This window comes from Actinophytocola algeriensis, from assembly GCF_014203735.1.
In the GTDB taxonomy this organism is placed as follows: Bacteria; Actinomycetota; Actinomycetes; order Mycobacteriales; family Pseudonocardiaceae; genus Actinophytocola; species Actinophytocola algeriensis.
The window spans coordinates 1301576-1323779 of the sequence record NZ_JACHJQ010000002.1 but is presented as its reverse complement, the minus strand read 5'-3'; the positions used below and the strand labels follow the sequence as shown (position 1 = coordinate 1323779).

The 22204-nt window shown below is 66.3% G+C and carries 20 protein-coding genes and 2 pseudogenes; 13 read left to right on the top strand and 9 right to left on the bottom strand.

All coding sequences use genetic code 11. The features are described from left to right. A partial coding sequence (locus tag FHR82_RS12225) for a GNAT family N-acetyltransferase (RefSeq protein ID WP_221463629.1) occupies positions 1–267 on the top strand: 267 nt, incomplete at its 5' end. 284 nt (positions 268–551) lie between these two features. Then, positions 552–1895 carry a S1 family peptidase gene (locus FHR82_RS12220; protein WP_184810367.1) on the top strand — a complete coding sequence of 448 codons (1344 nt, stop codon included), beginning with the start codon at positions 552–554 and terminating at the stop codon, positions 1893–1895. 10 nt (positions 1896–1905) lie between these two features. Here the strand turns inward: FHR82_RS12220 and FHR82_RS12215 are convergent, their stop codons facing one another. Next, positions 1906–2115 carry a hypothetical protein gene (locus FHR82_RS12215; RefSeq protein WP_221463628.1) on the bottom strand — a complete coding sequence of 70 codons (210 nt, stop codon included), beginning with the start codon at positions 2113–2115 and terminating at the stop codon, positions 1906–1908. A gap of 197 nt (positions 2116–2312) precedes the next feature. Here FHR82_RS12215 and FHR82_RS45990 point away from each other — a divergent pair, with 197 nt between their 5' ends. The 7 genes from FHR82_RS45990 (at position 2313) to FHR82_RS12175 (ending at position 10029) form a co-directional block, all read left to right on the top strand. Beyond that, positions 2313–2828, top strand: coding sequence for a helix-turn-helix domain-containing protein (locus tag FHR82_RS45990; protein WP_311771025.1), 516 nt, complete (start codon positions 2313–2315; stop codon positions 2826–2828). A 67-nt stretch (positions 2829–2895) separates the two neighbouring features. Beyond that, entirely contained in the window at positions 2896–3120 is a 225-nt protein-coding gene (locus FHR82_RS45985; RefSeq protein ID WP_225943766.1) for a hypothetical protein, read from the top strand. A 641-nt stretch (positions 3121–3761) separates the two neighbouring features. Further along, positions 3762–4112: a hypothetical protein gene (locus FHR82_RS12200; protein ID WP_184810366.1), complete on the top strand. Its 351-nt coding sequence runs from the start codon at positions 3762–3764 to the stop codon at positions 4110–4112. After that, on the top strand, positions 4109–6214 hold the full coding sequence (locus tag FHR82_RS12195) for an AAA family ATPase (protein WP_184810365.1): 2106 nt from the start codon (positions 4109–4111) through the stop codon (positions 6212–6214). Before FHR82_RS12200 ends, FHR82_RS12195 begins: the two co-directional genes overlap by 4 nt. Beyond that, complete coding sequence (locus tag FHR82_RS48270) at positions 6214–7482, top strand: 5-methylcytosine restriction system specificity protein McrC (protein ID WP_184810364.1); 1269 nt, start codon at positions 6214–6216, stop codon at positions 7480–7482. The genes FHR82_RS12195 and FHR82_RS48270 overlap by 1 nt, the downstream gene beginning before the upstream one ends. Positions 7483–7609: 127 nt before the next feature. Next, positions 7610–8314 carry a hypothetical protein gene (locus tag FHR82_RS12185; protein ID WP_184810363.1) on the top strand — a complete coding sequence of 235 codons (705 nt, stop codon included), beginning with the start codon at positions 7610–7612 and terminating at the stop codon, positions 8312–8314. 878 nt (positions 8315–9192) lie between these two features. Beyond that, positions 9193–10029, top strand: coding sequence for a hypothetical protein (locus FHR82_RS12175; RefSeq protein ID WP_184810362.1), 837 nt, complete (start codon positions 9193–9195; stop codon positions 10027–10029). Between the two features lie 4 nt (positions 10030–10033). On the opposite strand, the gene FHR82_RS12170 is transcribed toward FHR82_RS12175, so the two are convergent. From FHR82_RS12170 to FHR82_RS47995, 3 genes and pseudogenes are all read right to left on the bottom strand, one after another. After that, on the bottom strand, positions 10034–10918 hold the full coding sequence (locus FHR82_RS12170; RefSeq protein WP_184810361.1) for a DUF4231 domain-containing protein: 885 nt from the start codon (positions 10916–10918) through the stop codon (positions 10034–10036). A gap of 199 nt (positions 10919–11117) precedes the next feature. Further along, positions 11118–11348, bottom strand: a pseudogene (locus FHR82_RS48000) (hypothetical protein); the annotation flags it as partial. A gap of 157 nt (positions 11349–11505) precedes the next feature. After that, positions 11506–11799, bottom strand: a pseudogene (locus FHR82_RS47995) (DUF4231 domain-containing protein); the annotation flags it as partial. Between the two features lie 212 nt (positions 11800–12011). Here FHR82_RS47995 and FHR82_RS12160 point away from each other — a divergent pair. Beyond that, positions 12012–13619 carry a hypothetical protein gene (locus tag FHR82_RS12160; RefSeq protein WP_184810360.1) on the top strand — a complete coding sequence of 536 codons (1608 nt, stop codon included), beginning with the start codon at positions 12012–12014 and terminating at the stop codon, positions 13617–13619. On the opposite strand, the gene FHR82_RS12155 is transcribed toward FHR82_RS12160, so the two are convergent. Next, the gene (locus tag FHR82_RS12155; RefSeq protein WP_184810359.1) at positions 13608–13955 is read right to left on the bottom strand and encodes a site-specific integrase; all 348 of its coding nucleotides are present in this window, start codon (positions 13953–13955) and stop codon (positions 13608–13610) included. The genes FHR82_RS12160 and FHR82_RS12155 overlap by 12 nt on opposite strands. A gap of 294 nt (positions 13956–14249) precedes the next feature. Here FHR82_RS12155 and FHR82_RS12150 point away from each other — a divergent pair, with 294 nt between their 5' ends. Further along, positions 14250–14654: a transposase family protein gene (locus FHR82_RS12150; RefSeq protein ID WP_184810358.1), complete on the top strand. Its 405-nt coding sequence runs from the start codon at positions 14250–14252 to the stop codon at positions 14652–14654. A gap of 630 nt (positions 14655–15284) precedes the next feature. On the opposite strand, the gene FHR82_RS12145 is transcribed toward FHR82_RS12150, so the two are convergent. Continuing rightward, a complete protein-coding gene (locus FHR82_RS12145; protein WP_184810357.1) occupies positions 15285–15764 on the bottom strand; it encodes a DUF6326 family protein in 480 nt (159 codons plus the stop codon). A 223-nt stretch (positions 15765–15987) separates the two neighbouring features. Here FHR82_RS12145 and FHR82_RS47365 point away from each other — a divergent pair, with 223 nt between their 5' ends. Both FHR82_RS47365 and FHR82_RS12135 read left to right on the top strand, forming a co-directional pair. After that, entirely contained in the window at positions 15988–17217 is a 1230-nt protein-coding gene (locus tag FHR82_RS47365) for a sensor histidine kinase (RefSeq protein WP_264082976.1), read from the top strand. Positions 17218–17268: 51 nt separating this feature from the next. Next, entirely contained in the window at positions 17269–17931 is a 663-nt protein-coding gene (locus FHR82_RS12135; protein WP_184810355.1) for a response regulator, read from the top strand. 1242 nt (positions 17932–19173) lie between these two features. Here FHR82_RS12135 and FHR82_RS12130 read toward each other — a convergent pair. The 3 genes from FHR82_RS12130 to FHR82_RS12120 all read right to left on the bottom strand — a co-directional run bounded on the left by FHR82_RS12130 (position 19174) and on the right by FHR82_RS12120 (position 22055). Beyond that, a complete protein-coding gene (locus FHR82_RS12130) occupies positions 19174–20205 on the bottom strand; it encodes a class I SAM-dependent methyltransferase (protein WP_184810354.1) in 1032 nt (343 codons plus the stop codon). Between the two features lie 11 nt (positions 20206–20216). After that, positions 20217–21260 carry a pyridoxal phosphate-dependent aminotransferase gene (locus FHR82_RS12125; RefSeq protein ID WP_225943767.1) on the bottom strand — a complete coding sequence of 348 codons (1044 nt, stop codon included), beginning with the start codon at positions 21258–21260 and terminating at the stop codon, positions 20217–20219. A gap of 99 nt (positions 21261–21359) precedes the next feature. Beyond that, positions 21360–22055, bottom strand: coding sequence for a helix-turn-helix transcriptional regulator (locus FHR82_RS12120; RefSeq protein WP_184810352.1), 696 nt, complete (start codon positions 22053–22055; stop codon positions 21360–21362). Positions 22056–22204 lie beyond the last annotated feature (149 nt).

Sequence of the window (22204 nt, the reverse complement as noted above, 5' to 3'; positions counted from 1 at the left end):
CTCATGGCGTTCTTCGACGCCGAACTCGGTGGCATCAGGCGCTCGGGTCTGTGGCGCCTCAACATCGCCGACGGGGAGCAGGGCCGGGGATACGGCCGGTTCGCGGTGGAGTCCGTGGCTGCCGAGATCCGCAGACGTGGCGGTACCCGCCTGGCCGTCAGCTGGGTTCCCGGTGAGAACAGCCCGGAGGCGTTCTACCTGAAGCTCGGGTTCCGGTTGACCGGAGAGGTGGACGACGGCGAACTGGTGGGCGAGCTTCAACTGTGACTTCCACCCTTGGCAAGCGCCAGTCGCTACCTGGCGCGCTGCTCAACGACCGCCGCCGGTCGCAACGCGGCATGAGGGTGCCTTCATGAAGGCTCGGCTCTCGATGGCTGAATGCTCCACAAACGTCCAACTGAGGCTTGTGGCCGCCAGCGGGACACATCCTGCCGACGGCGACGAGCAACGACGAGCACGACCCTTAGCATCGGCTGGCCGCCGATGTTGTTGTTCAGTCTTCGCCGCATTGCACACAGTTCTTTGAGTTCGTTCAGGCAATCGCAGGACTGGTGTCGCTGCTCATGCCTTGTTGCCAGTTGGTGCTGCCTGCGGTGCCGACGGTGATGAGGCTGCCAGTGTTGGTTTGGAGCGCCCTGTGCTTGTCGGTGGTTTCCTGCTCTGGCATGGTGCGGATGTCGTGGTTGGAGCGGGGGACGGGCGTGTGGGGTTCAATCGGCAGGAGCGCGCTGGCGGTTCTCGTATCGGTGCTCGCGGTCAGTGGGATCTTCCCCGCGACGGCGTCGGCGATCGTCGGTGGTCAGGAGGTTGCCCAGGAGTACCCGTGGGCTGTGGTGGTCGAGCACTCCGGCGGGGCGTGCAGCGGCGCGCTGATCTCGCCACGCTGGGTGTTGACCGCTGGGCACTGCATCGTCACTGAGCGGCCTGGCCAGGCCGAGAGCGACCCGGGGCTGGACAACCCGCTGCGCCCGGCTGACGACTTCCGCCTGTTCATCGGCTCGACCGTGCGCTACGAGGGCGAATCCCGCCGGGCCAACCGGTTGGTCAAGGGGCCCACGGGTCTCGACGTCGGCCTGATCGAGCTGGACCAGGCGTCGGACAAGGCGCCGATCCAGGTCGCTGCGCGGATGATGCCGCGCAGCGGGCAGGAGGCGATGCTGGTCGGCTGGGGTCAGGTCTGCGAGGCCAAGGGCTGCGCGGTCGCCACGACGCTCAAGCAGTTGTCCTTACGCCTGGCCGCGCCCGCGAGCATGTCCTCCGGCAATGAGTTGCTGACGTGGCCGGAGGACGACCCGGGGCAGCGTGCGGCCAAAGGCGACTCCGGTGGCCCGGTCATCTTCCAAAACGACGGCCGCTGGGAACTGATCGGCACTCTCAGCGGCTCGGGGACCACCGGCGACAGTCCCGCGCTGAAGGGCCTGGCCACCAACGTCTCCACGTTGCACAACTGGCTCGACGCCATCGCCGCGACCACCACACCGGAAGCCGATATCTGGAGCGTGGAGTTCGTGCTCGTCCTGGTTCTCGGTGCCGTGGTCGTGATCGTGGTGTTCCGGGCGTTGCGCCGGTCGCGTCGACGACGGCAACCGGTGATGGGCCCGGCGGCGCCCGTGCAGCGCGCCCGTGACGAAGACCTCGAATACATGGAACAGTGGGCGCTGCAACGCACCGGCGTCGAGGCCTACTACGAACCGGGGACGGCGGCGATCGTCGCCACCGTCATGCTCATCGCGGGCGACGGTGAGTGGACCCGGCGCAAGATCGGCAGCCTCGAAGACGCGATCCGGTTCGGCAACCAGCGCGGGATTCCCGTCTACGAGGTCTTCCGGACCGGCTACCCGCAACGCAAACGGGACTACGACGAACAATCGAGGCGCCCCAAGACTCTCGGCTGACCGGGCGGGCTCACGGGGAGTTGCCAGTCGCCGCTGCGGTCCTCCTTCGAGCAGCGCGCGACGAGGTCGGGATGTGCAGGAAACAAGCCAGCGCGGTGGCCGTCTGGAAGGCGGTGATCGCGCTCTGGGTGATCGGCATGCCCAGACACAGCAGACGTGGGTTCACCTCGGCCTGGACCTCGTCGACGAAGGGCCGCGGCACGGTGTCGTAGTTCGCCAACGCGGTCGGCAGATCGTCCGGGTGCCGGTTGATCTCGCCGGCTAGTGGCTCGTCTCAGTAGGTTGACCAGGTAATTGATCTTGGTGGTGGTGGGTCAGGCTGTCTCTTGTCGATCTGATGCGGGAGGTGGTTGTGGCTCGTCGACCCGAGGTGTTCGTCCGGACGCTGTCGATGGAGGAAGGCCGCAAGCTTGCGCGGTGACCAGGACCGCGAAGGATCCGGTCCGGTTGCGGCGGGCGATCGTGGTGATGATGTCCGGCCAGGGGCAGGCGGTGCGGGATATCACGTCGTTGCTGCAGGTCAGCGCCGAGTACGTGCGTGATGTGATCCATGCGTTCAACGAGCGGGGGTTCGACGCGTTGGACCCAAAATGGAGCGGGGGACGCCCGAAGACGATCGGTGAGCAGGTCCGCGAGCGGATCTGTCTGATCGCCAAAACGCCCCCCGCTGATTGGGGTATCACCGCGTTCTCCACGTGGTCGCTGGCCAAGCTGCGCGAGCACCTGATCGGCCGGGGAACTGTCGCGGCGATCAGCCGGGAGACACTGCGGCGGATCCTGCGCGCCGGCGGCGTCATGCACATGCTGGCCGCGTTGGACCTGGCTACCGGCAAGATCTTCTACCGGATCCGTGACCGCAAACGTCACCGCGAATTCCTCGGCTTCCTCAAGACCCTCCGTGCCCGGTGCCCAGCGAGAAGCTTTACGTCGTAACCGACAACTTCTCCCCGCATCGCACCCCGCGGTTCGCGCCTGGTGCGCCGACAACCAGGTCGAGGTGGTGTTCCTGCCGAACTACGGATCCTGGCTGAACTGGATCGAGGCCGAGTTCGCAGCCCTGCGCTACTTCGCCCTCAACGGCACCGACCACCAAAGCCACGGCGAGCAAAACGCCGCGATCGAGGGCTACATCCGCTGGCGCAACGCCCGAGCCCAACCCAAGACCGGATTCGCCACCGACTCACCCATCCGAACCTGGACCCATTACCCAACCAAGGTTGCGTGACGAGCCACGAGGACGTAGGCGCCGACCAGGCCGCCGGAGACGCCCACGCCGCTGTAGGGGGAGACGCAGTGCGCGGCGGCTTTGGCGAGGACCACGCGGCCCTTGGACCAGGTGTCGGTGCGCACCTGGGGGACCTCCTGGGAGCAGACGAGGCGCTGGTCCACATGCCGTCGATGAAGCACCAGGTCTGCCACCCGGCGTCGCGCACCTCGAGCTGTTCGCAAGGCTTACAGCCCAACAAGGTGACGTCCACCTGGCGTGATAACACAACGAACGGACGTACGCGCATCGGCATGAGCGGAAGTCGAAGATGGGTTGGGGAGCCAAGGCTGTGCCAGGGGTGAAGGCGTGGGCCATTACGTTCCTGGCGCGGGGGTGTTGCTGCCGATCCCGGTTCTCTGTTCCTGCGTGGCCACAGGGGCGGAGGTGTCTGGTGCGGATCGAGCGCTTCATCTGTGATGAGGGAGAAGGAAAAAATCAGGAGAGTTCACTATGCCGTTGATGAGGTAAGTTGCATTCAACTGACCTGAGCTACTTTGTTTTATGCAGGGGGTTCTTTATTTTCGCAGGTCGCGGAAATATGCAAACCGCGCTGACGGACAAGTTCACTTGTCGTTAGGGCGTGGGTTACGGCTCGTGTAGTGGAACTCGCCTACGTCACATACGACATGGCGGGGTTCGCCCGGAATCACGGCGGTGCCGGAGCGCCGTTTCGGTGGGGTGAGGAGCGGCGGTTCTGGTTGCGGGCCGAACTCGACGCGGCCTACTTCCATCTGTACGGCGTGCCGCGCGACGACGTGGACTACATCATGGACACGTTCCGCGCCTTCAAGAACAACGACCCGGAGCGGTTCGCCCGTACCAAGCAGGCGATCCTCGACATCTACGAAGACATGGCCAAGGCCATAGAGACCGGCGAGCCCTACCAGACCAGGCTCGACCCGCCGCCCGGCCACGGTCCGCGTCACCCGGCCAAGGGAGACAGCCAGTGACGTTCGCCGACCGGAACGCTCTCTACCTGCGTACCGCGATGGAGGTGTTGCGCGACGCGAAGGGACCGCTGCGTCGCCAAGAGGTCGCCGAGCGGGTTCGTGAGCGGGTTGATCTCGCCGACGACATGCTTTCGGTCGACGAACGCGGTCGGGTGAGATGGCAGGTCCAGATGGGCTTCCGCACCGGCGAGGCCGCGACGGTCGGTTGGCTGACCAAGGGCGGCGGCTCCTGGACTGTCACCGAGACCGGCCTCCAGGCGTTGCTCGACTTCCCTGGCACCGAGCTGCTGAACGAGCTGCGCCGCCTCTACCGTGCTCGCAACCAGGCCACGAAGAACCGCCAGTACCGCGACCCGCGCTGGGCCACGGTGTTGAGCGCCCTCGAACTCGTCGGGCCCGGAAACTGGACCACCTACGGCGACCTGGCCAACCTGGTCGGCATGTCCGGCCAGGGCATCGGCGGTTTCATGGCCGAACACAAGACTGCAAACGGTTATCGGGTCCTGACGCAGAACGGCACGATCTCACCGAACTTCCAGTGGTGGGACCCGGACCGCACAGACCTCCCGCGAGAGGTGCTCGAAGCCGAAGGTGTGGAGTTCGACGACCGTGGGCGTGCGAGTCCCGGCCAGCGGCTCACCACCGACGACTTCCGTGACCTGCTTGGCGACCTCCTTCCCCAGCCCACCACGCGACGGGCGTGGTTGGTGCGGGGGTCGTCCGTCGACGGGCGGGACCTGGTGCCGGTGTGGCTGCGCAGGCAGTCGGTTTCGCTGGCCGCGTCCGGTCTGCGTGCTATCTCCCCGCCCGTGCCGCGTACTGACCTGAAGTCGTTCGTGGACGAGGACTACCAGCACAAGCCCTACTCCGCCCGTGAGGCGAAGGTGAACGAGTTCGACGCCTTCTGCAACCGGATGCGGGTGGGCGATCTCGTGCTCACCACCACCGGTGGCAAGACCTACGTGGGCCGGATCGCCGGGGACGCCGAGTACGTCAGCTCCAGCGACAAGCGCTCCAACCTACGTCGTCGGACGACCTGGCTCAACGACACCGGTCCGGTGCCGTTCGCGAAGCTGCCGGACCCGTTGCCGGCGAAACTGCACAACCAGTCCGACGTCGTGGATCTCACCGAGAACCTCGCCGCGGTCGAAACACTGTTGCGCGACCTGGACGTCGAGGTCGAGGCACCCACTCCCACGCCCCAGAGGACGCTGGCCTTCACGCCGGTCAGTCCGGAGCTGGCCGACGAGCTGATGATCGACCAGGCCTGGTTGCAACGCCAGACCGACCTGTTGTGGCACCGCCGCCAGTTGATCCTCTACGGGCCGCCCGGCACCGGCAAGACGTTCCTCGCCCGCAAGATCGCCCAGCACCTGGCCGAGCCGAGCGCGATCAAGCTCGTGCAGTTCCATCCCTCCTACACGTACGAGGATTTCTTCGAGGGCTTCCGGCCGGTGCAACGCGACGACGGACAGCTGGCGTTCGAACTGCGGCCCGGCCCGTTCCGTGCGCTGGTCGACGACGCTCGTCAGCATCCGTCCGATCCCTACATCCTGATCATCGACGAGATCAACCGGGCGAACCTCGCCAAGGTGTTCGGTGAGCTGTACTTCCTCCTGGAGTACCGGGACGACTCGATCAGCCTGCTCTACTCGACCGAGGCAGACTTCACCCTGCCGAAGAACGTGTTCGTGATCGGCACGATGAACACCACGGACCGCTCTATCGCGCTGGTCGACGCGGCCATGCGGCGCAGGTTCGCGTTCGTCGAGCTGCATCCGTCGCTGCCACCCACGTCGGGCCTGCTCCGCGAGTGGTTGCGCCGCCGGGCCGAGGCGGGCGAGGTCGCCCACCATGCCGACGCGGCGGATCTGCTGGACGCGCTCAACCGTGCCATTGACGACCGCGATCTGGCTGTCGGTCCCTCGTACCTGATGCACTCCTACGTCTACGATCGACCGGACGCGCTGGCCGAGGTGTGGGAGACGTCGATCTTGCCGCTATTGGAGGAGCACCACTACGGCAGCCCACGCGAGGTGCTCGACCGGTACCGGCTCGATGCCCTGCGCAAGACCCTCGACGCGCCACCAGCAGAGTCCTGATGCCCGTCGTGGAGCTTGACGAGCTGGGTAGCTCGGACCATCCAATCATCACGGAGCAGGGCCGACGGCTCGCCCGCTCGGGAACGGTGTCGGCCGCGCCTTCGGCTCTGGTGCCCGGTCACTGGGACATCGCCGCCCGCGGCAAGGTCGGCGCCGCCCGGATCGGCGACATCGACCTCTGGGTTCGGCCGAAGCTCGACATCGCCCGGCTGCTGTTCATGGTCGGCTACGCGATCGACCCGAAAGGCTGGCGCGACGACGAGATCGCCATGGGCACCGGCGACGACCTGGTTCCCGCGGTCGCCAACGCGCTGTGGCGGCAAACCGAACGGGCGGTACGGCAGGGTCTGCTCCAGGGATATCGCGAAGTCGAGGAGACCTCCTATGTCCTGCGCGGCCGGCTGCGGGAGGCCGACCAGCTTCGCCGGCACCACGGCCGCGTGATACCCATGGAACTGCGGCACGACGACTTCACCGTGGACGTCACGGAGAACCAGATCCTACTGGCCGCGATCACCCGGATGCTCGCTGTTCCCCGAGTAAACCGGCGATCTCGGCAGCGGCTGACCGCGCTGCGCCTCCGTCTCGCCGACGCGACCACCCTTGTTCGCGGGACGCGGTTTGCCGAGTTGGCGGCCAAGTCGGCTCAACGCCCGCCACCACACGGCGCTTCGTCTGGCAGAGATCGTCTGGCGGGCCACCTCACCGGAGCATGCCCCCGGCGCCGTGACCGCCACCGGTTTCCTGTTCGACCTCGCCAGCATCTTCGAGGACTTCGTCACGGTCGCGCTCGCCGAGTCGCTGCCCACACACGCGTCCGGGACCGCGCACCGCCAGTACCCGTGCTCCACGGCGGCGGTCGAGGATACGAGCGGGCGGTTCTCCTGCTGATATCGCGCATCGGAGGGGGCTACATGGGCGGCCGCGCGGCTGTCAGCGCGAGCCCGCAAGCCGTCCGCCACCGATGCGACACGGTCGGCCAACGCCATCTCATGATCGACCGATGGTTCGGGCCAGCCTGCCCCAAGAAACGCCACCACGTAGCTGCCGAGGAGGCCGCTGACTCGCGCCACCTCGACCAGCAGCGCATCGTCAGGTGGCACGTTGTCCTGCGAATCTGCCTGGTTCATGGTGTCTCGTCTTTCTGGCTGTCGAACTCGCCACGACGACCGACTGCATCGAGGACGCGCATTCCTCAGAATGCGATAATGTTGGTCTACGATCAGGGTGGAAGCCATTCTGCAGGTTCACAGGGGGATTTCCGCTAGTCGCGAATGGAGCGTTTCGGGAGAGTGGGGCAGGTGCTCTGCCGAAACGCTTTCAGTGCGATGTGCATCGGTCTGATGATTGTGAACATGCCCGCCGGGCTGAGCCCATGGCGTATGATCGGGCGTCGTGGACGAACTTCTGTCAATTGGTTCGGGTAGCGTCGGACGTTTCCTCCGGCGCTGGTACGGCAACGTGGAGAGCGTGAGCGACGTACACCTCGACGCCAGCCTCCATGTGCCTGCCGAGCTGGTTGAGTGGCATGCGGCGGCAGCGCTTGCCGGTGTCCCTGTGACGTTCCAGGACCGACCCGTCGCGCTTCGGGACCTTGCGCCGGACTCTCGCGGCATGCTCGAGTTCTGGGTTGAGAATCAGAACAGCTACTTCTGGGCCGTTGACCTCGATGATGACAGGCTCCAGGTATTCTCCAGGGAGGCACGAGAAGGCGGCTGGACGGGAACGGGCGAGGTGCTCGGAGAATTTCTTCTGCATTGCACCGTGCGGGAAGCTGTCATCGGAGGCGCGTCCAAGTTCACCACCTTTGTTGATGCTTCAAAAATCGATTTGGCGCTGGAGTCGTGTGAGCCGCTGAAGTTCGTAGCGCTCGGCACTGAAGAGCCTCAGGTCAAGCTGTGGTGTAGTGAGGATGCACTGGTCCGCATGGCACCTCCGCCGACGGGATATGCGGGCCCCGGTGAACGTCTCTGGATGCTGACCTTTGCGGCTCCGGCTGATGCAAGTATCGAGCGGTACGCGTCTCGGTTCGGCCTTGAGCGCTTGACCGAGGCCGAGCCTGCTCGTGTGGAGCTTCCGTACGAGCCGCCGCCGTTCTAGATACATCGGGATGATTCCGACCGTAGTTGGCTGCCCGCCTTCGTCAGCTGGGCATCAAGGTGTGTACCCGGTTACGGCCGGGGAGCATGCTGGACGAGAAAAGACCCTTGTCACGGTGACCGTTCGGGACGGCCGCGGCACTGGCGCGTTGGCTCACCGATCGAATCGACCACCCGGACCGCCCGCCGATACCGCGCTGGCTCTGACCGCCACGACCCGTGCACGCCGAGCAGGTCACCACGCGCTCGAACACCGCGATGGGCCCCTGTCCGGCGGACCTCGCGGCGGTCCATCTCGCGCACCAGGGTGGCGATCATGCGCGCACCGGTCGCGCAGACCGGGTGGCCGAAGGAGCGTGCGTGTGGCACGCCCGCGACGGTCCAGGACACCAACCGGCAAGTGGTGCGCTGCGGGACGGTGGTGACGATGGCGGAAAGAGGTCAATCGTTCTCTCGCGGTAGTGCCCGCGGTTAGCATCAAGCGCTATGGGTGCGCCTTCTCGAGCTCTGGGTGTGGTCCTGTTGTTGGCTGGGGTGATTGCGTGGGCAGTGGGGATCGGCGTCTCCCTCTGTGCGTTCTACTGGGTCGGCTGGGGAGGTTTTCTCTCTGATGATCATCCGGCGTGGATGACTTTTTTCGTCTTCTTGGCTATGCCAGTGGGTGCGACTGTGGCGCATTACGGTCAGGTCGTGCGCCTGACCGGGCGCCGGCACCTCGCCAGGCCAGCGGCCTTTCCCGGCCAGGATGACCTTTACGTCCTGTACTTGCGGTCGTTTCGGGAGGATGTCGGCCGGGGGAAACTCGAACGGAGTTGGATACGCCCAGAGGCGGTATTCCCACCTAACGCCCTGGCTTCGACGTTCTTGTCCGGTCGCAGCATGGAAGAACATCTGATTGCGGCGTTTCGCCCGCTCGGACCAGTGCTCGCGGTCGGCAGTCCGCGCGACCAGCTGCCGCCGGTGGGCGCGCGGCGGCTCTATCTGCCGGGTGGCGACTGGAAGCCCCCGGTGCGCAGTCTCATGGTCCGGGCCCGCATGGTGGTCATCGCGCTTGACGCGACACCGGGGACCGTGTGGGAATTCGTGGAAGCCACCCGTGTTCTGCCGCCACAGCGGCTGATCCTGGCCGTGCCAGCGGACAAGGAGAAGTACGACGATTTCCGGTCCCGGGCCTTGATCGCGCTCACCGAGCGCGCCCACCTCGTGTCTCGTACGTCCGGGAAGCGGTGGTCCCCGCCGATACTGCCCGAGTACCGAGCTCCTGCGAGGTCGAACATCCCGCTGCGCGAGGACGTCATCAGCGGTCTGATCTTGTTCTCGCCGGACTGGTCGGCGACCTTCGAGCCCCTACGGTTCACGATCCCGCTGTTCGATGTCGGTCACGTGCGCATCAGCCAGGTCGCGCTGCCCGCGTTCGACCGGCTGGCCGCGTTCGAGGCAGGAGAGCCGGCGTCTCGCGAAGCTCAGGTCACCGCCGACCGGATCAGCTCGATCCGGCGCATGTTCGTCATGTTCGCGCTCGGTGTGGTGTTTGTCGGCCTGATCCGGATGTCCCCGGCCAACAACTGGGGCCTGCCTCAGACCAGCAGCGAGTGGTGGATGCTCGCCCTGTCGGCCCTGGTCGGGGTGGGCATGTTCTGGGGGTTGCGCCTGATGGAGAGGAAGGCGCGTTTGCTGGCCGTGCCGCGGCCGCGGCCGCGCGTGAAGACTGACTGACCAGTCAGGTCGCAGGGTGCTCGGTGCTCAGCCGCACCATCCAGCTCTCGTTCTGGATGGAGATCACTTGTTCGCACGCCTGCACGAACTCGTCGGCGTCGAGCTGCTCCTTGTCCGCGGCCGTGTAGCCGGCGGACAACCGCTCCAACTCCTCTGCGGTCCGGGTGAACTCGATCTGCTGGTACTCGAACCGGGAACCGCTGGCGTGCGCGGCGATCGCCGTCGCGACCGTGGTGAGAACACCGATCCAAGCCGACAGGCCCATGGTCGGGAAGATTGCCACGACCGCGCCGAACGCGGCGGCCATGATCCCCAGCCCCATTTCGAGGCGCCGGGCGAGCCGGACGCGGCCGGCCATCAAACGGGCCCTGGGTCGGTAGTAGCCGGTGATCTGCCCCTCGACCCGGACGCTGACGTAGGTGTCCACATCATGCACGTCGGGCAGCGGACGCTCGGCCGGTTCGATCCCGGTGATGTACCGCACCAGATCCCCGGCCAGCTCACCCAGTTCGTCTAGCCGCCGCAACGCCACCTCGTCGCGGTCATCACCGACGAACGGGCCGGTCCGTGACAGGTAGCAGTACGCGTCCGACTTCAGCGCCTCCGCCATCGAACGCGCCCGCGTCCAGTCCCGTACGACCGAAGGCGACGTCACCCGGACCGCGATCGACGCGAGAGCCAGCGCGACGGCCGCGGCCGCCGCCACAATGCGGCCAGGCAGCACATGCTCCTTGATCATTTCGGCTGCGGCAGTGCCCAGCACGGCACCTACGATGGCCAGCGCCAGTGCGACCACCCGCGACCGGCTGATCTGCCGTTTGAGCCGGTCGGAAGCCTGAGACCAGGCACTCTGTCGACGCCACACCAGCATGATCGGCTGAACACTCATGCGCACATCCTGGCCTGGGGCACCCGCCCGCCGGAAACCGCATAGGCACGGGTGTCGCTCGACCTCGGTTCGGTTCGCGTGCCTGTTGTTCGGTGTGGTGGGGACAGGTGACGGTGTAGTCAGCTCGGGTCCTGCGGTTGCGTCGGCGGCGGCGTGGTGATCGAGCGGGGCTGTTGTCGGTACGGGAGGACTCCAATTCCTGGTAGGCATATCGGGAGGCCGCCGCATGCGCGGTGAGTGCGGCAGCCACGGTGGTGACCGTCGCAACCCATCCGGATGCCCATGCCGATCCGAAGACAACGGACACGGCGCCCAGTGTCACGGCTGTCGCGGCCAAGGCCAGCTCCGTCAGGCGGATCTGGCTTGCCCGCCGATTCATGGCTGCTGCTCGGGGCCGGTAGTAACCCTCGATCTGACCAGCGACCCGCACATCGATGTAGGACTTGATGTCGGTGACCGCGGGAAGAGCGCGCTGGCGGTGGACGAGTCGGCTGATGTGGCCGACCAGTCGGATGCGTCCGCGGTGACCCGCTCGGCGCGCTCAAGCAACACTTCCGCGGCGTCCGCGTCCTGGTAGGGGCAACGCGGGCGAGGTAGGTGTAGGTCTCGCTCTTGAGTTCTTCGCTGACCGAACGCAGGCGGGTCCAGTCGCGGATCTGTCGTGGGCCTGCCCTGTTGGTGGCTAGCGGCGCCATCCCGACCGCGACGGCCGCCAGGAACGCCAGCGTTTTCCCACCCCGTCGCTCCACGACATGACCTGGGCGGCCGCGGCGCCGGCACACGCCGCCGCCACGCCCAGCACGAGGCCAACCGCTCTGGCCTTGCTGATCGACCGTTTGGCATTGTCGGCCGCCTGTGAACACACACTCTGGCGATCCCATAACCAGCCCACGGTTGATTCTTCCGAAGTCGCCACGCGCGTATTAGCGCAGCGCTACCGTGTGTGGCGGCGCGAGCACCAGGCCGAGCGACTGGGGGCTAGATGTCTGAATTTCACCACGACGAGAGGGCTGCTTCACCAACCCCGAGACGGCCTCCCCGACAGGCGGCCGTGATCGAACAGTCACCGCGACTAGGCTCGCGACTGGGCACCGTGGGCTGGTTCGCGGTGACACTGGGCAGCGTGTGCCTCGGGTTCCACGTCGAGGGCGCACCGGCCTTGGCGCAATGGACGCAACGGGGGACAGGCCTGATCATTGTCGTGGCCGGCGTGTGGGCGGTGCTGCGTGGGCGGCGACACCTGACACAGGTCCTGACCGACCTCCGTCTTCTCTTCGCGTACGAGCGGATCGTGTTGTTTCTCCGGGCATTCTCCGACGACAAAGGTTTCTCGCGGGTGAATGCGCAGCGGCCCTTACTACTGCTCTTGGGGTCGGTAGTGACGCCCGCTGATGTCCGCACCGAAGAGGACCAGGTTGCCCGTGCTGTCGCGCCGTTTGGGCGGATGGTCGCGCTCGGGAACCCAAGGGACAAACTTCCAGTTCCCGGTGCCGACCGCAGTTACGCCTCGGATGAGACATGGCGACACCAGGTGCTCGCCGCCCTCAGCCGCGCCAATCTCGTTGTGCTGGCCGCCGGGGCGGGAAGGGGCCTGGCCTGGGAGGTCGATCAGGTGGTACATCGCGACCCCAGGTGCCTGCTCCTCGTCGTCAGCCGCGACCGGCACCAGTACGCGCGGTTCCGGGAGTACTTTGCGCACCGTTTCCCCCGAGGGCTACCGGACTACCCGGTGCGGATGTGGCAGCGCATACTGCGGGGTCGCTACGTTCGCGCCGTCATCTGGTTCGACGGTGACTGGACACCGCACCTGGAAATGCTGGACGGCAGGTTTCCGCTGATCGGTGCCGCGCGTCGCACGCAACGCGCTCTCCGACGTGTTCTCCGGCCGGTCTACCAGCGGGCTGGTGTACCAGCACGGGTCAAGCCCACAATGGCGCGCCCGTGGGCGGTGAAACTCAGCATCGCATTAACCCTCATGTTCTGGCTAAGCCCCGTAATATGGCTCTCGCTCGTGGCTATCAATATAACAAGTGAGTCCAACAGTCCTGACCAGATTGCCGAGCCATCCACCACTGTGGATAGTGGCACCAGTTCACTCGTCGACCCCTGTTCGTTCATCCCCGACACCACAGGGTGCTACATTGGCTGCGAAGCCGGCGAATGCAAAATCTTCGCCGGCGAGGAACAGGTTTCCTCTTGTTCATTTGTCACAGCCAATAATGTCACTACCTGTTCATTCACTATCGGCAATGAAAGCGTTGTCTGTGTGGATCCCCCTCTTCTCGATAACTGTGCAGCTACCAGTGTCGATAGCACTGCCAGTCCGCCCACCGGTTCCGGCAACCCTACCCCCGTGGACGGTTTCGTCGGCTTCGTGGGGATCTGGTTGCTACTGATAGCCGGGCTGCTGGGTCCATGGATGTATCGGGTGTGGCGCGGTGGCCCCATCGCGATTACCATGGCTCGCGTCCAAAGTCTTTCTTTCCCAGTCTTACTTCTGGCATTAGCGGTGTCGTTGTTTTTTTCTCCCGCGGCCCTGTTCTCGTTCGCGTTCAGTATAGGAATTTCGGGGTTTGTGCTAGGTCCTTGGCTCGTGTTCTTCGGCCTGGCCTTGCTGGTGCTGGGCATGCTGGGTATGTTCGCCACCACGTTCTTGCTCATCCGCCGCGATGTACGTGAATGGATCGACTCACGTCTGTAGCGGCCCGCCGACGGGGTGACCGTTGCGGTGTGGCGAGACCAGGCGCTTGGCTCGGCGCGGGGACTCCCCGCCGCACCGCGACCCCGGCTGGCCGGCCACGGTGCGGATGTCGACTCCTGCTCGGATGAGTTCGGTGGCTGAGTAGTGCCGCGGCTTGTGGATACCCAGCCGTAGGACCATCCGGTGGTACTGGCAGGTCAGTGCTTGTGGTGATCCGGGCGTGCGTCCGTCGATGCGGAGTGAGAACACGTACCCGTCGGCTGGCAGGGTGACGTCGACGGCGGCGGCGCGTTGTTGTCGTTGCTGGTGGTAGTTGGTGAGGACGGCGATGGTCACCGGGTCGAGGGTGACGTGACGGCGTTGGCACAGTTTGGTGTCGGTCTCCCACATCTGGCCGTTGGCCTGCGCGATCCTTGCTTGTATGACCAGCACCTTCTGCGTGAGGTCAAGGTGAGGGTGTCAGATGGTCGGCTCTGTCCCTGGTGGCGTGATCAACTTTGTCGGGCCGGGCGCCGGTGTTGATCGAGCGTTTGTGATCATGGTCGACGTGTGATCATCAGTGGTTGGACGTGCTGCTACCGCATCTGGCTGGTGTGGTGGTCGAGCAGGTCGAGCGGGCCGGGGTCGACCGTGCGGGTGTGGGCGCGGGTCAAGGCGGAAGACGGGGCCTGTTCGTCTTGCGGTGGTCGGTCCCGCCGGGTGCTTAGCCGATATCACCGTGGGCTGGCCGACGTCTCGGTGGCCGGTCAACCGGTGGTGCTGCGCTTGCAGGTGCGCAGGTTCTTCTGCGACACCAACGACTGTCCGGCGCGGACGTTCACCGAGCAGGTTGACAGGTTGACCGTCAAGCACGCTCGTCGGACATCGTTGTGCCGCACCGCGTTGGAACACATCGGGTTGACGCTGGCTGGCCGGGCTGGCTCACGCCTGGCGGCACTGCTCGGGATGGTGGCGGGCAGGAACACGCTGCTTCGTCTGGTGCATGCGCTGCCAGAGCCCGAGGTGGGCCCGGTGGCGGTGCTCGGTGTCCGATGATTTCGCGATCAGGCGAGGCCGCAACGCGTCGAGCACGTCACGGTGCGTGTCCCGACCCGCCCCCGTGACGAGACACTCCGCGAACTGGACGAACTGGCGGCCCTAGCCGCTGTCGGAACAATGTGAGATCCGCTGTGTGGGCAGGTTCATCTCGGGCATTCGTTGGGCTGGGCGCACTTCTGTACCGCTGTTCCCATCCAAATCACCGACAGCACGGGCCGGAGCCCGCCGATCTGATATGCGTCGGCGTCGCCCAGAAATCTGCTGGGCGACGCCGGTCATTCGAGGAGTTGCCAGACCCCGGCCCGGTTCCACTCCGCCAGCAGCGACACCGGGGACATACGGGCACAGGCAATGCTGGACGACCTGGACCGATGGGACTGACACGATGGGTCCACACCTCGACCGCCCTTCGCGACGTGCGGGTCCCGCACACTGTGTCCATCGGCGGTGGCATCCACGGGTGCGGAGGAGCGAAGCGACGACCTGAACCTCACATGCTCGCCGGCAGATGAGGATGTTTCGTTGGGTTCGAGGACGGGCGGCCTCGGCAGTGGAAGCGCGCGAACGCCAGGCTTTCCGATCAGTTCCGTGGCGGCGGGCTTCACGCCGTAGGAGTTGCACGGATATCTACTGTCGAAGGTCGGTCGTCGCGGGACCGGCTGGGACGGCGGGGGTTCGAGGCCATTTCCGGGCGGAGCGCAGGATGAAGGCCAGGAGCAGCACCTCGATTCCGATGGAGAGGCCGTAGAAGGAGGCCCAGTCCCAGGACTCCCCTACCGCGTTGAACACCGAGAAGGGGATGTAGAGCAATGCAACGACGAGGTTCGTGGCGCGGTTCACCCGGGCGGGCAGCGTCATGGAGAGCATCACCATCAGGGCCGGGATCGCCACGGACGCGGTGAAAATAGTCAACAACGTCACGCTGATGTCGAACTCAAAGACGACGCCACCCCGGATTTCGTCGATGGCGCCAGGCTTGTAGAGGTGGAAGTAGTCGACGTAGATGTAGAGGAACATGAAGCTGGTCCATGCTGCCGCGAGCTTGGCCTGCACGGGGATCGGCGGGTTGTCGAGCCGGTTCGGGGTGTTCGTTCGGATCTCGCTCATCGTTTTCTCACTTCCTTTCCGCGCCCATTCGTTGGCGCAGGAATGGCCGGAATGCTGTTTCAGAGGTTTGTTGGGCCGTCCGTTCCGGTTATGTGGAAAGATTGCTGGAGCGGCCGCATGCGCCGCTACGAGCCGAGGTCGATGGCGGCGGGCCGAAGGTCTACACCTCGGGTTCGACTTTGGTCGGATGCCGTGGGGCCCGACCCGGCCGTACCCTTTGATCATGATGGCCGCGGCGGACCCGCAGGATCGGAGCCCGCTACCGGCGGGCGTGATCAGCGATGCTGACCACGATCCGGTTCACCCGGCCGAACGCACGGTCCGCGGCCGGGTCGTCGACGCCGCGTGTTTCCTGCTGGCCGTCGGCGTCGTAGTGCTCACCCTGGCCGACAGCCGCGCGCAGCACATCGCGCCGGGCCCGCTCACCGTCGACCTCGTCCTCGGCGGCCTGTGCAGTCTGGGGGTGTGGCTGCGCCGGCGCTGGCCGGTCGGCCTCGCCGTGGCCGCCGGTCTGGTCAGCGTCTACGCGACGTCCGCCGCGGGCGCGGCTCTCATCGCGCTGTTCACCGTCGCGGTCCACCGGCGCTTCGCAGTGGTCGCCCGGATCGCGGCCGGGTACGCGCTCGTACCGTTCCTCACGCTGCTGGTCCGCCCGGACGTCCCGGTCGGACCCTGGTCGCAGATCGTGCTGGGCGTCGTCTTCGCGCTCGCGGTGCTCGCCTGGGGCATGTTCGTGCGGGCCCGGCGCCAGTCGCTGCGCGATCGGGCCCGGCGGGTCGAGGCCGAACAGGAGCTGCGGGTCGCCGAGGCCCGCCAGGGCGAACGCAACCGGATCGCCCGGGAGATGCACGACGTGCTCGCCCACCGCCTGTCCCTGCTGAGCCTGCACGCCGGGGCGCTGGAGCTACGCCCCGACGCCGCGTCCGAGGAGGTCGCCCGCGCCGCCGGGGTGGTCCGCGACAGCGCCTACCAGGCGCTGGAGGACCTTCGGAAGGTGATCGGCGTCCTCCGCACCGGTTTCGACCGGTCCGACGAGACGCCAGAACGGCCGCAGCCCACCCTGGCCGACCTCCCCGACCTCGTCGACCAATCGCGGCGCGCCGGGATGACGGTACGGCTCGACTGCCAGACCGACGCGCTTTCGACCGTACCGGCTGGTGTGGGGCGCAGCGCGTACCGGATCGTGCAGGAAGGGCTGACCAACGCCCGCAAGCACGCCCCCGACGCCGAGGTGGCCGTCACCGTCCGGGCAACCCCGGGCGACAGCGTCACCGTCGAGATCCGCAACCCGTGCCCGATGGGCACCGGCGGTGGTACCCCAATTCCCGGCGCCGGCATCGGCCTCATCGGGCTCACCGAACGGGCCGCCCTCGCCGGCGGACACCTCGAACACGGACCCACCCCGGCCGGTGAGTTCCGGCTCTGGGCCTGGCTACCGTGGCCTACCCGCTGATCGCGGCCAGGGTCGGTTCGTAGCCCGGCTGGGCAGAGAGAAGGAGCCAACGTGAACGCAGCGGTGCGAGTCCTCGTCGTCGACGACGACCCGCTCGTGCGGGCCGGCCTGGCGATGGTCATCGGCGGCTCACCCGACCTGACCGTGGTGGGCGAGGCCGACGACGGAAGCGAAGTAGCCGCCGCCGTCGACGCCTACGCCCCGGACGTGGTGCTGATGGACATCCGCATGCCCACCCTCGACGGCCTCGCCGCCACCGAAGAACTCCGCGCCCGACCCAACCCACCCGAGGTCATCATCCTGACCACCTTCAACGCCGACGAGCACGTCCTGCGCGCCCTGCGCGCCGGGGCCAGCGGCTTCCTGCTCAAACACACCCCGCCCGCCGAGATCCTGCGCGCGATATCGCGGGTCGCCGCCGGCGAACCCATCCTGTCGCCGACCGTGACCCGACAGCTCATCACCCACCTCAGCGACACCGGCGCCGCCGCCCGGCAACGGCACGCCAGCACAGCACTGCATCAGCTCAGTGAACGCGAACGCGAGGTCGCCATCGCCGTCGGGCGAGGCAAGTCCAACGCCGAGATCGCTGGCGAGCTGTTCATGAGCGTGGCCACCGTGAAAGCCCACATTTCCCGCATACTCACCAAACTCAATCTCAACAACCGTACCCAGGTCGCCCTACTCGCCCACGACGCCGGCCTCACCGGCTGACACCGGTAGCCTTCTCGCCCGCCCGCACCAGGCATGGGCGGGCGAGCCGACCCGTTGGCCGGCGAGCCGGCCAACCCCTCACCGCCAGAGAGCTCAGGCGGGGCCATCGACCACTTGCCATTGCCCAACTTCCACTCATCGGCATGAGCGGACGTCGAGGATGAGCAGGGGAGTCAGCCTGTGCGAGCGGCGAAGGCGTGGGCAATAGCGTTCCTGGCGCGGGATGTGCCGCCGTGTGGTTGTTGTCGTTGATCCCGGTTCTCTGTCCCTTGCGTGGCGACCGGGACGGCGGTGTCTGGCGCGGCTCGATCGGTTCATCTGTGATGAAGGAGAAGGAGAAAATCGGGAGAGTTCACTCTGTATTGTGCAGGGGATTCTCTATTTCTGCAGGTCGCGGAATCATGCAAACCGCGCTGGGGTCAAGGGGTCGCAGGTTCAAATCCTGTCAGCCCGACCACGAGGGAAGTCGTCTACGCAGGTAGGCGGCTTTTCATGCTCTTGGAGCGGGCATCGAAGCAAGATCAAAGTCGCCCGTCCCAGGATTTTCCCAGAACTAATCTGGGTTTCGGTCCCTCCTTGTGCCTGAGGGTGCCTATGTGGGGTGCCGGATGGTGTGTGGTGCTGCCTCGGCAAAGTCGCTTTGGGACGGGGCCACCTACTGGTTGACTGGGGTGTCGCAGAAGCGGGGGGGCCGGTGTGAGCGAGGTCGAGGAGGACTCGGGTACTGCGGACACGAACGTGGCCATAGGACGGTTTCAGACGGCCCACCGGGACTACGTACCTGAGCCAGCAGCGGTGTCGATGCTGTCTCGGTTGGTTGACACCGCATGCCAGGACGCGAGCGATCCGCACGACGTCAGCTTGCGCGTCCAGTTGCTGGCTGATCAGGAGGACCCGCCGGTAGACCGGCCTGGTGCAGACCTTCCTGTACATCGTTGAGGGCACCCCAGTGGACGAACCGCGTTCGAGTGCGGGTCTCGTGCCGCTGACCGGACCCTCGTATCCGGTCGCTCTGCGTGATGCTGGAGAGAGCCTCGCCGACCTGTGGCTCGCGCTGGCATCCGAGTCACGCATCCAGCAGCCAGGGCTCGATGCTGGGACATCGCGTTCACTCTGGGGCTCGCGACGAACAAGCGTGACTCCGCACAGCACGCGGTAGGTGGAGACGGGGCCTCAGGGTGCCCCCTCCGTTCGGCCGCGGCCAACTCCGGCGACTCCTTGGCTGACCGGATCGGGGACTGGTCACCTGCCGCTTGACATGACGTCGCCGGTAACCGGGGTGGGGATGGGTTGGCGGGGAACCAGGTGGAAGATGTCGCTGTAGGCGATGCCCAGTGGCCGGCGGTCGCACAGTTTCCAGACCGAGTCCTCGAGCAGGTCCAGCCACTCGTTTGCCGTCGGGACGTGCTGGCCCATCAGGGCGTGCGTCAGTTCGAAGCCGAGTGTGAAGACCGGGGGTTGCCCGCCGTCTAGGGCTGGGGAACGGTAGGTGTCACTGAACAGGAAGTCGGTCACCTTTGGCAGGCGGTGCCGAAGGCGGGTCAACGTGTGCAGGCAGTTGTCCCGTGGCCAGAAGTCGTGGCCGAGGAAGAAGGAGAACGCCACCTCGGCCGTGGCGTACTCCGGGTGGTCGGACGGGTTGCGAACGTCGTCGTGGAGCACCGTGATCCGGTCGGTCAGGCCCGCGGCCGCGACCGCCTCGCGGGCGACCCGCACCGCGCCCGCGTCCATGTCGACCCCGATGAAGTGCTTGTCCGGCAGCCGGTTGGCCAGGCGGATGATGCGGTTGGCGCTGCCGCATCCCAGGTCGATGCCGACGTCGAAACGCAGGCCGTCGACGAGCTGTTCCACCACCGGATCGACGAAGTGGCCGCCGTAGTCCTTACCGGCTATCGCGATGTTGCCGCCGTCGCGGTGCGCCATGGGGTTCGTCGTCGCGCGGAAGGCTGGGTCGCAGAAGTCCGCCGCGTGGCTGAGCATCTGGCCGTAGCCACGGACGAGCCAGCGGAAGTAGCCCTTGTTCAGCCACACCTCGTCGAACTCCGGGCCCGCGGTCAGGATGACCGGGTTCGTGCCCACCGGCTCCACGACACCCGCGTGTGCCAGCACCTCCAGCAGTGCCTGCAGGGAGGGGCCGTGCAGGTCCCGTTGGTCCTGGAACGCCTGCACGTCCACCTTCGCGGCGTCGTGGAGCTCGTCCAGGAAGCCGAGTTCGTCGGTCGCGCTGATCGCGAAGGTGGTCAGCGCGGAGTTGAAAAGCGAGTTGGTCGGCATCCTGACCTTCTTTATCGTAGGGGTAGCAGGTCGGCCAGTCCGTCGAGGAACGCCTGCATCTGTTCCGGGGTGCCGATGGACACCCTGATGTGGTGCGGCAGACCCATGTCGGCGGTGTCGCGCACCGCGAAGCCGTTGGCGCGCAACAACATGACCAGGCTCTCGTGGGCCAGGCCAAGGTGCACGAGCACGAAGTTTCCCTGCGATGGCAGGGAACGCAGGCCAAGCGCGTGCAGGCGGTCGCGGAGGTGCTCCCGCGTGTCCACCGTCCTGGCCACCGACTCGCGCATGAACCGCTGGTCCGCCAGCGCGGCAACGGCGGCGCGTTGTGCCAGCCGGTTGACGTGGTAGGGCACCGCGGGGTGGAGCCGGTTGACCTTGGCGATGACGGCGGGATCGCCAACCACATAACCCACCCGCAGGCCTGCGAGACCGTACGCCTTGGAGAAGGTCTTCATGACACAGATGTTCCGGCCGGTGGCGGCGGCAGGCAGGGACGATGCGAAGCCCGCGGCCGCGAACTCGCCGTACGCCTCGTCGACGATCAGCACGCCGCCGCCCGCGATCGCGGCCTGGTGCAGCGTCGTGATCGCCGCCTCGTCGAGGACGCCGCCGGTCGGGTTGTGCGGCGTGCACACGAAGGCGAACGGCGCGCCGTCGCGCAGCCGTGCCGCGAGGTCGTCGACCGGGACGCGGTAGTCGCGCAGGGCGCAGGTCGTGTACGGCTGCCCGGTGGCACGCATGCTTTCCCGGTAGCTGGGGAAAGTCGCGTCGGTGGTCAGGGCGGCCCTGGTGCCGTCAGCGAGCGCGAGTACCAGTAGCAGGATGATCTCGTCCACGCCGTTGCCGATGCTGACCCGTTCCGGGGCGACACCGTGAAAACCGGCGATCGCGTGCACGAGTTCGGTGCCCTCGCTGTCGGGGTACCGGTGAAGATTCGACAGTTCCTCGGCAACCGCTTCGAGCACGAAGGAACTCGCGCCGTAAACATTCTCGCTGGCATGCAGGCGCAACACGTCGGTGTGTTTGTCAAGAGCCTGGATTCGTGCCGTCATCAAACCCCCGATGGAAAATTGCCTGGGATCTCGGCCGACGGTTCACCATGCTAGGCACGGCACGCGGCGGTCGGCAAGATTGTCGGGGGAACAGTGCTGTCATAAACCGGACAGCAGTTTGAGGTTGGCTGCCTTGGCCCCGGCCTGAAACCTGGAGGTGACGTTGAGGTCGCGCAGGACTTTCGCCACGTAGCGGCGATAGGTGCGTACCGAGATGCCCATTTCGCGGGCCGCCGCGTCGTCGAGGGTGCCGGCGTAGAGATAGGAGAGCACGATCGCCTGAATGCTGTCCTCTGCCCGCCGGGCGGACGCGATGTCCTCCGCGTGGTCCCACAATCCGCCGAACAGGTGGAGAAGGCCCGTGCTGAGTTCCTGGCTGTGGATGTGGACGACCTGGCGTCGCTCCTGACCGCGGTCGTGGTGCGCGACGGCGAAGACCTCGGCGCCGAAGACGAGCATGTCAGGCAGGCTCCGGTGGGTGACGCGCACCTCCGCGCCCAGCGCGCCGAGCCGGGTGAGCCGGGGGTGGGTCGCGGTGGCGAGTACCGACCGGTGCAGCAACAACTGCAGCCGGTGGCCGATGTGCAGGATGTCGCGGTGCAGCGTGTCGACGATGCCGAGCGATTCGCAGTCCGCCCACGACGCGCAGGAGGCCCTGGCGATCGCGGTGCCCGGCGCCTGGTCGGAAGTAATCTTTTCGATCAGTTCCATCCCGCGAATGTCGGCGACCAGATACGCCTTCTGGACTAATCGACTATCGCCATAAGGCGGTGCGTCGTTCCCCGATGCTGGCATATCTCGATCTCCCCAGTTTCACGGTCGTCGGTTGCGGAGTACTGGCCAGCATGCGGTCGGGCGCTCACTTTTTCATTGACGATGCCTCGTCCGGACCGGGGCGACTTCCGGCTGATCGCTGTCCAGTTCGTGACAGAACCCTGGTTCCG

Bases quoted from the DNA above. Each gene is read 5' to 3' on its own strand.
- FHR82_RS48270 (WP_184810364.1), top strand. From the start codon at position 6,214: ATGCCCGTCGTGGAGCTTGACGAGCTGGGTAGCTCGGACCATCCAATC.
- FHR82_RS12175 (WP_184810362.1), top strand. From the start codon at position 9,193: ATGGAAGAACATCTGATTGCGGCGTTTCGCCCGCTCGGACCAGTGCTC.
- FHR82_RS12170 (WP_184810361.1), bottom strand. From the start codon at position 10,918: ATGAGTGTTCAGCCGATCATGCTGGTGTGGCGTCGACAGAGTGCCTGG.
- FHR82_RS12145 (WP_184810357.1), bottom strand. From the start codon at position 15,764: ATGAGCGAGATCCGAACGAACACCCCGAACCGGCTCGACAACCCGCCG.
- FHR82_RS47365 (WP_264082976.1), top strand. From the start codon at position 15,988: ATGATGGCCGCGGCGGACCCGCAGGATCGGAGCCCGCTACCGGCGGGC.
- FHR82_RS12130 (WP_184810354.1), bottom strand. From the start codon at position 20,205: ATGCCGACCAACTCGCTTTTCAACTCCGCGCTGACCACCTTCGCGATC.
- FHR82_RS12125 (WP_225943767.1), bottom strand. From the start codon at position 21,260: ATGACGGCACGAATCCAGGCTCTTGACAAACACACCGACGTGTTGCGC.
- FHR82_RS12120 (WP_184810352.1), bottom strand. From the start codon at position 22,055: ATGCCAGCATCGGGGAACGACGCACCGCCTTATGGCGATAGTCGATTA.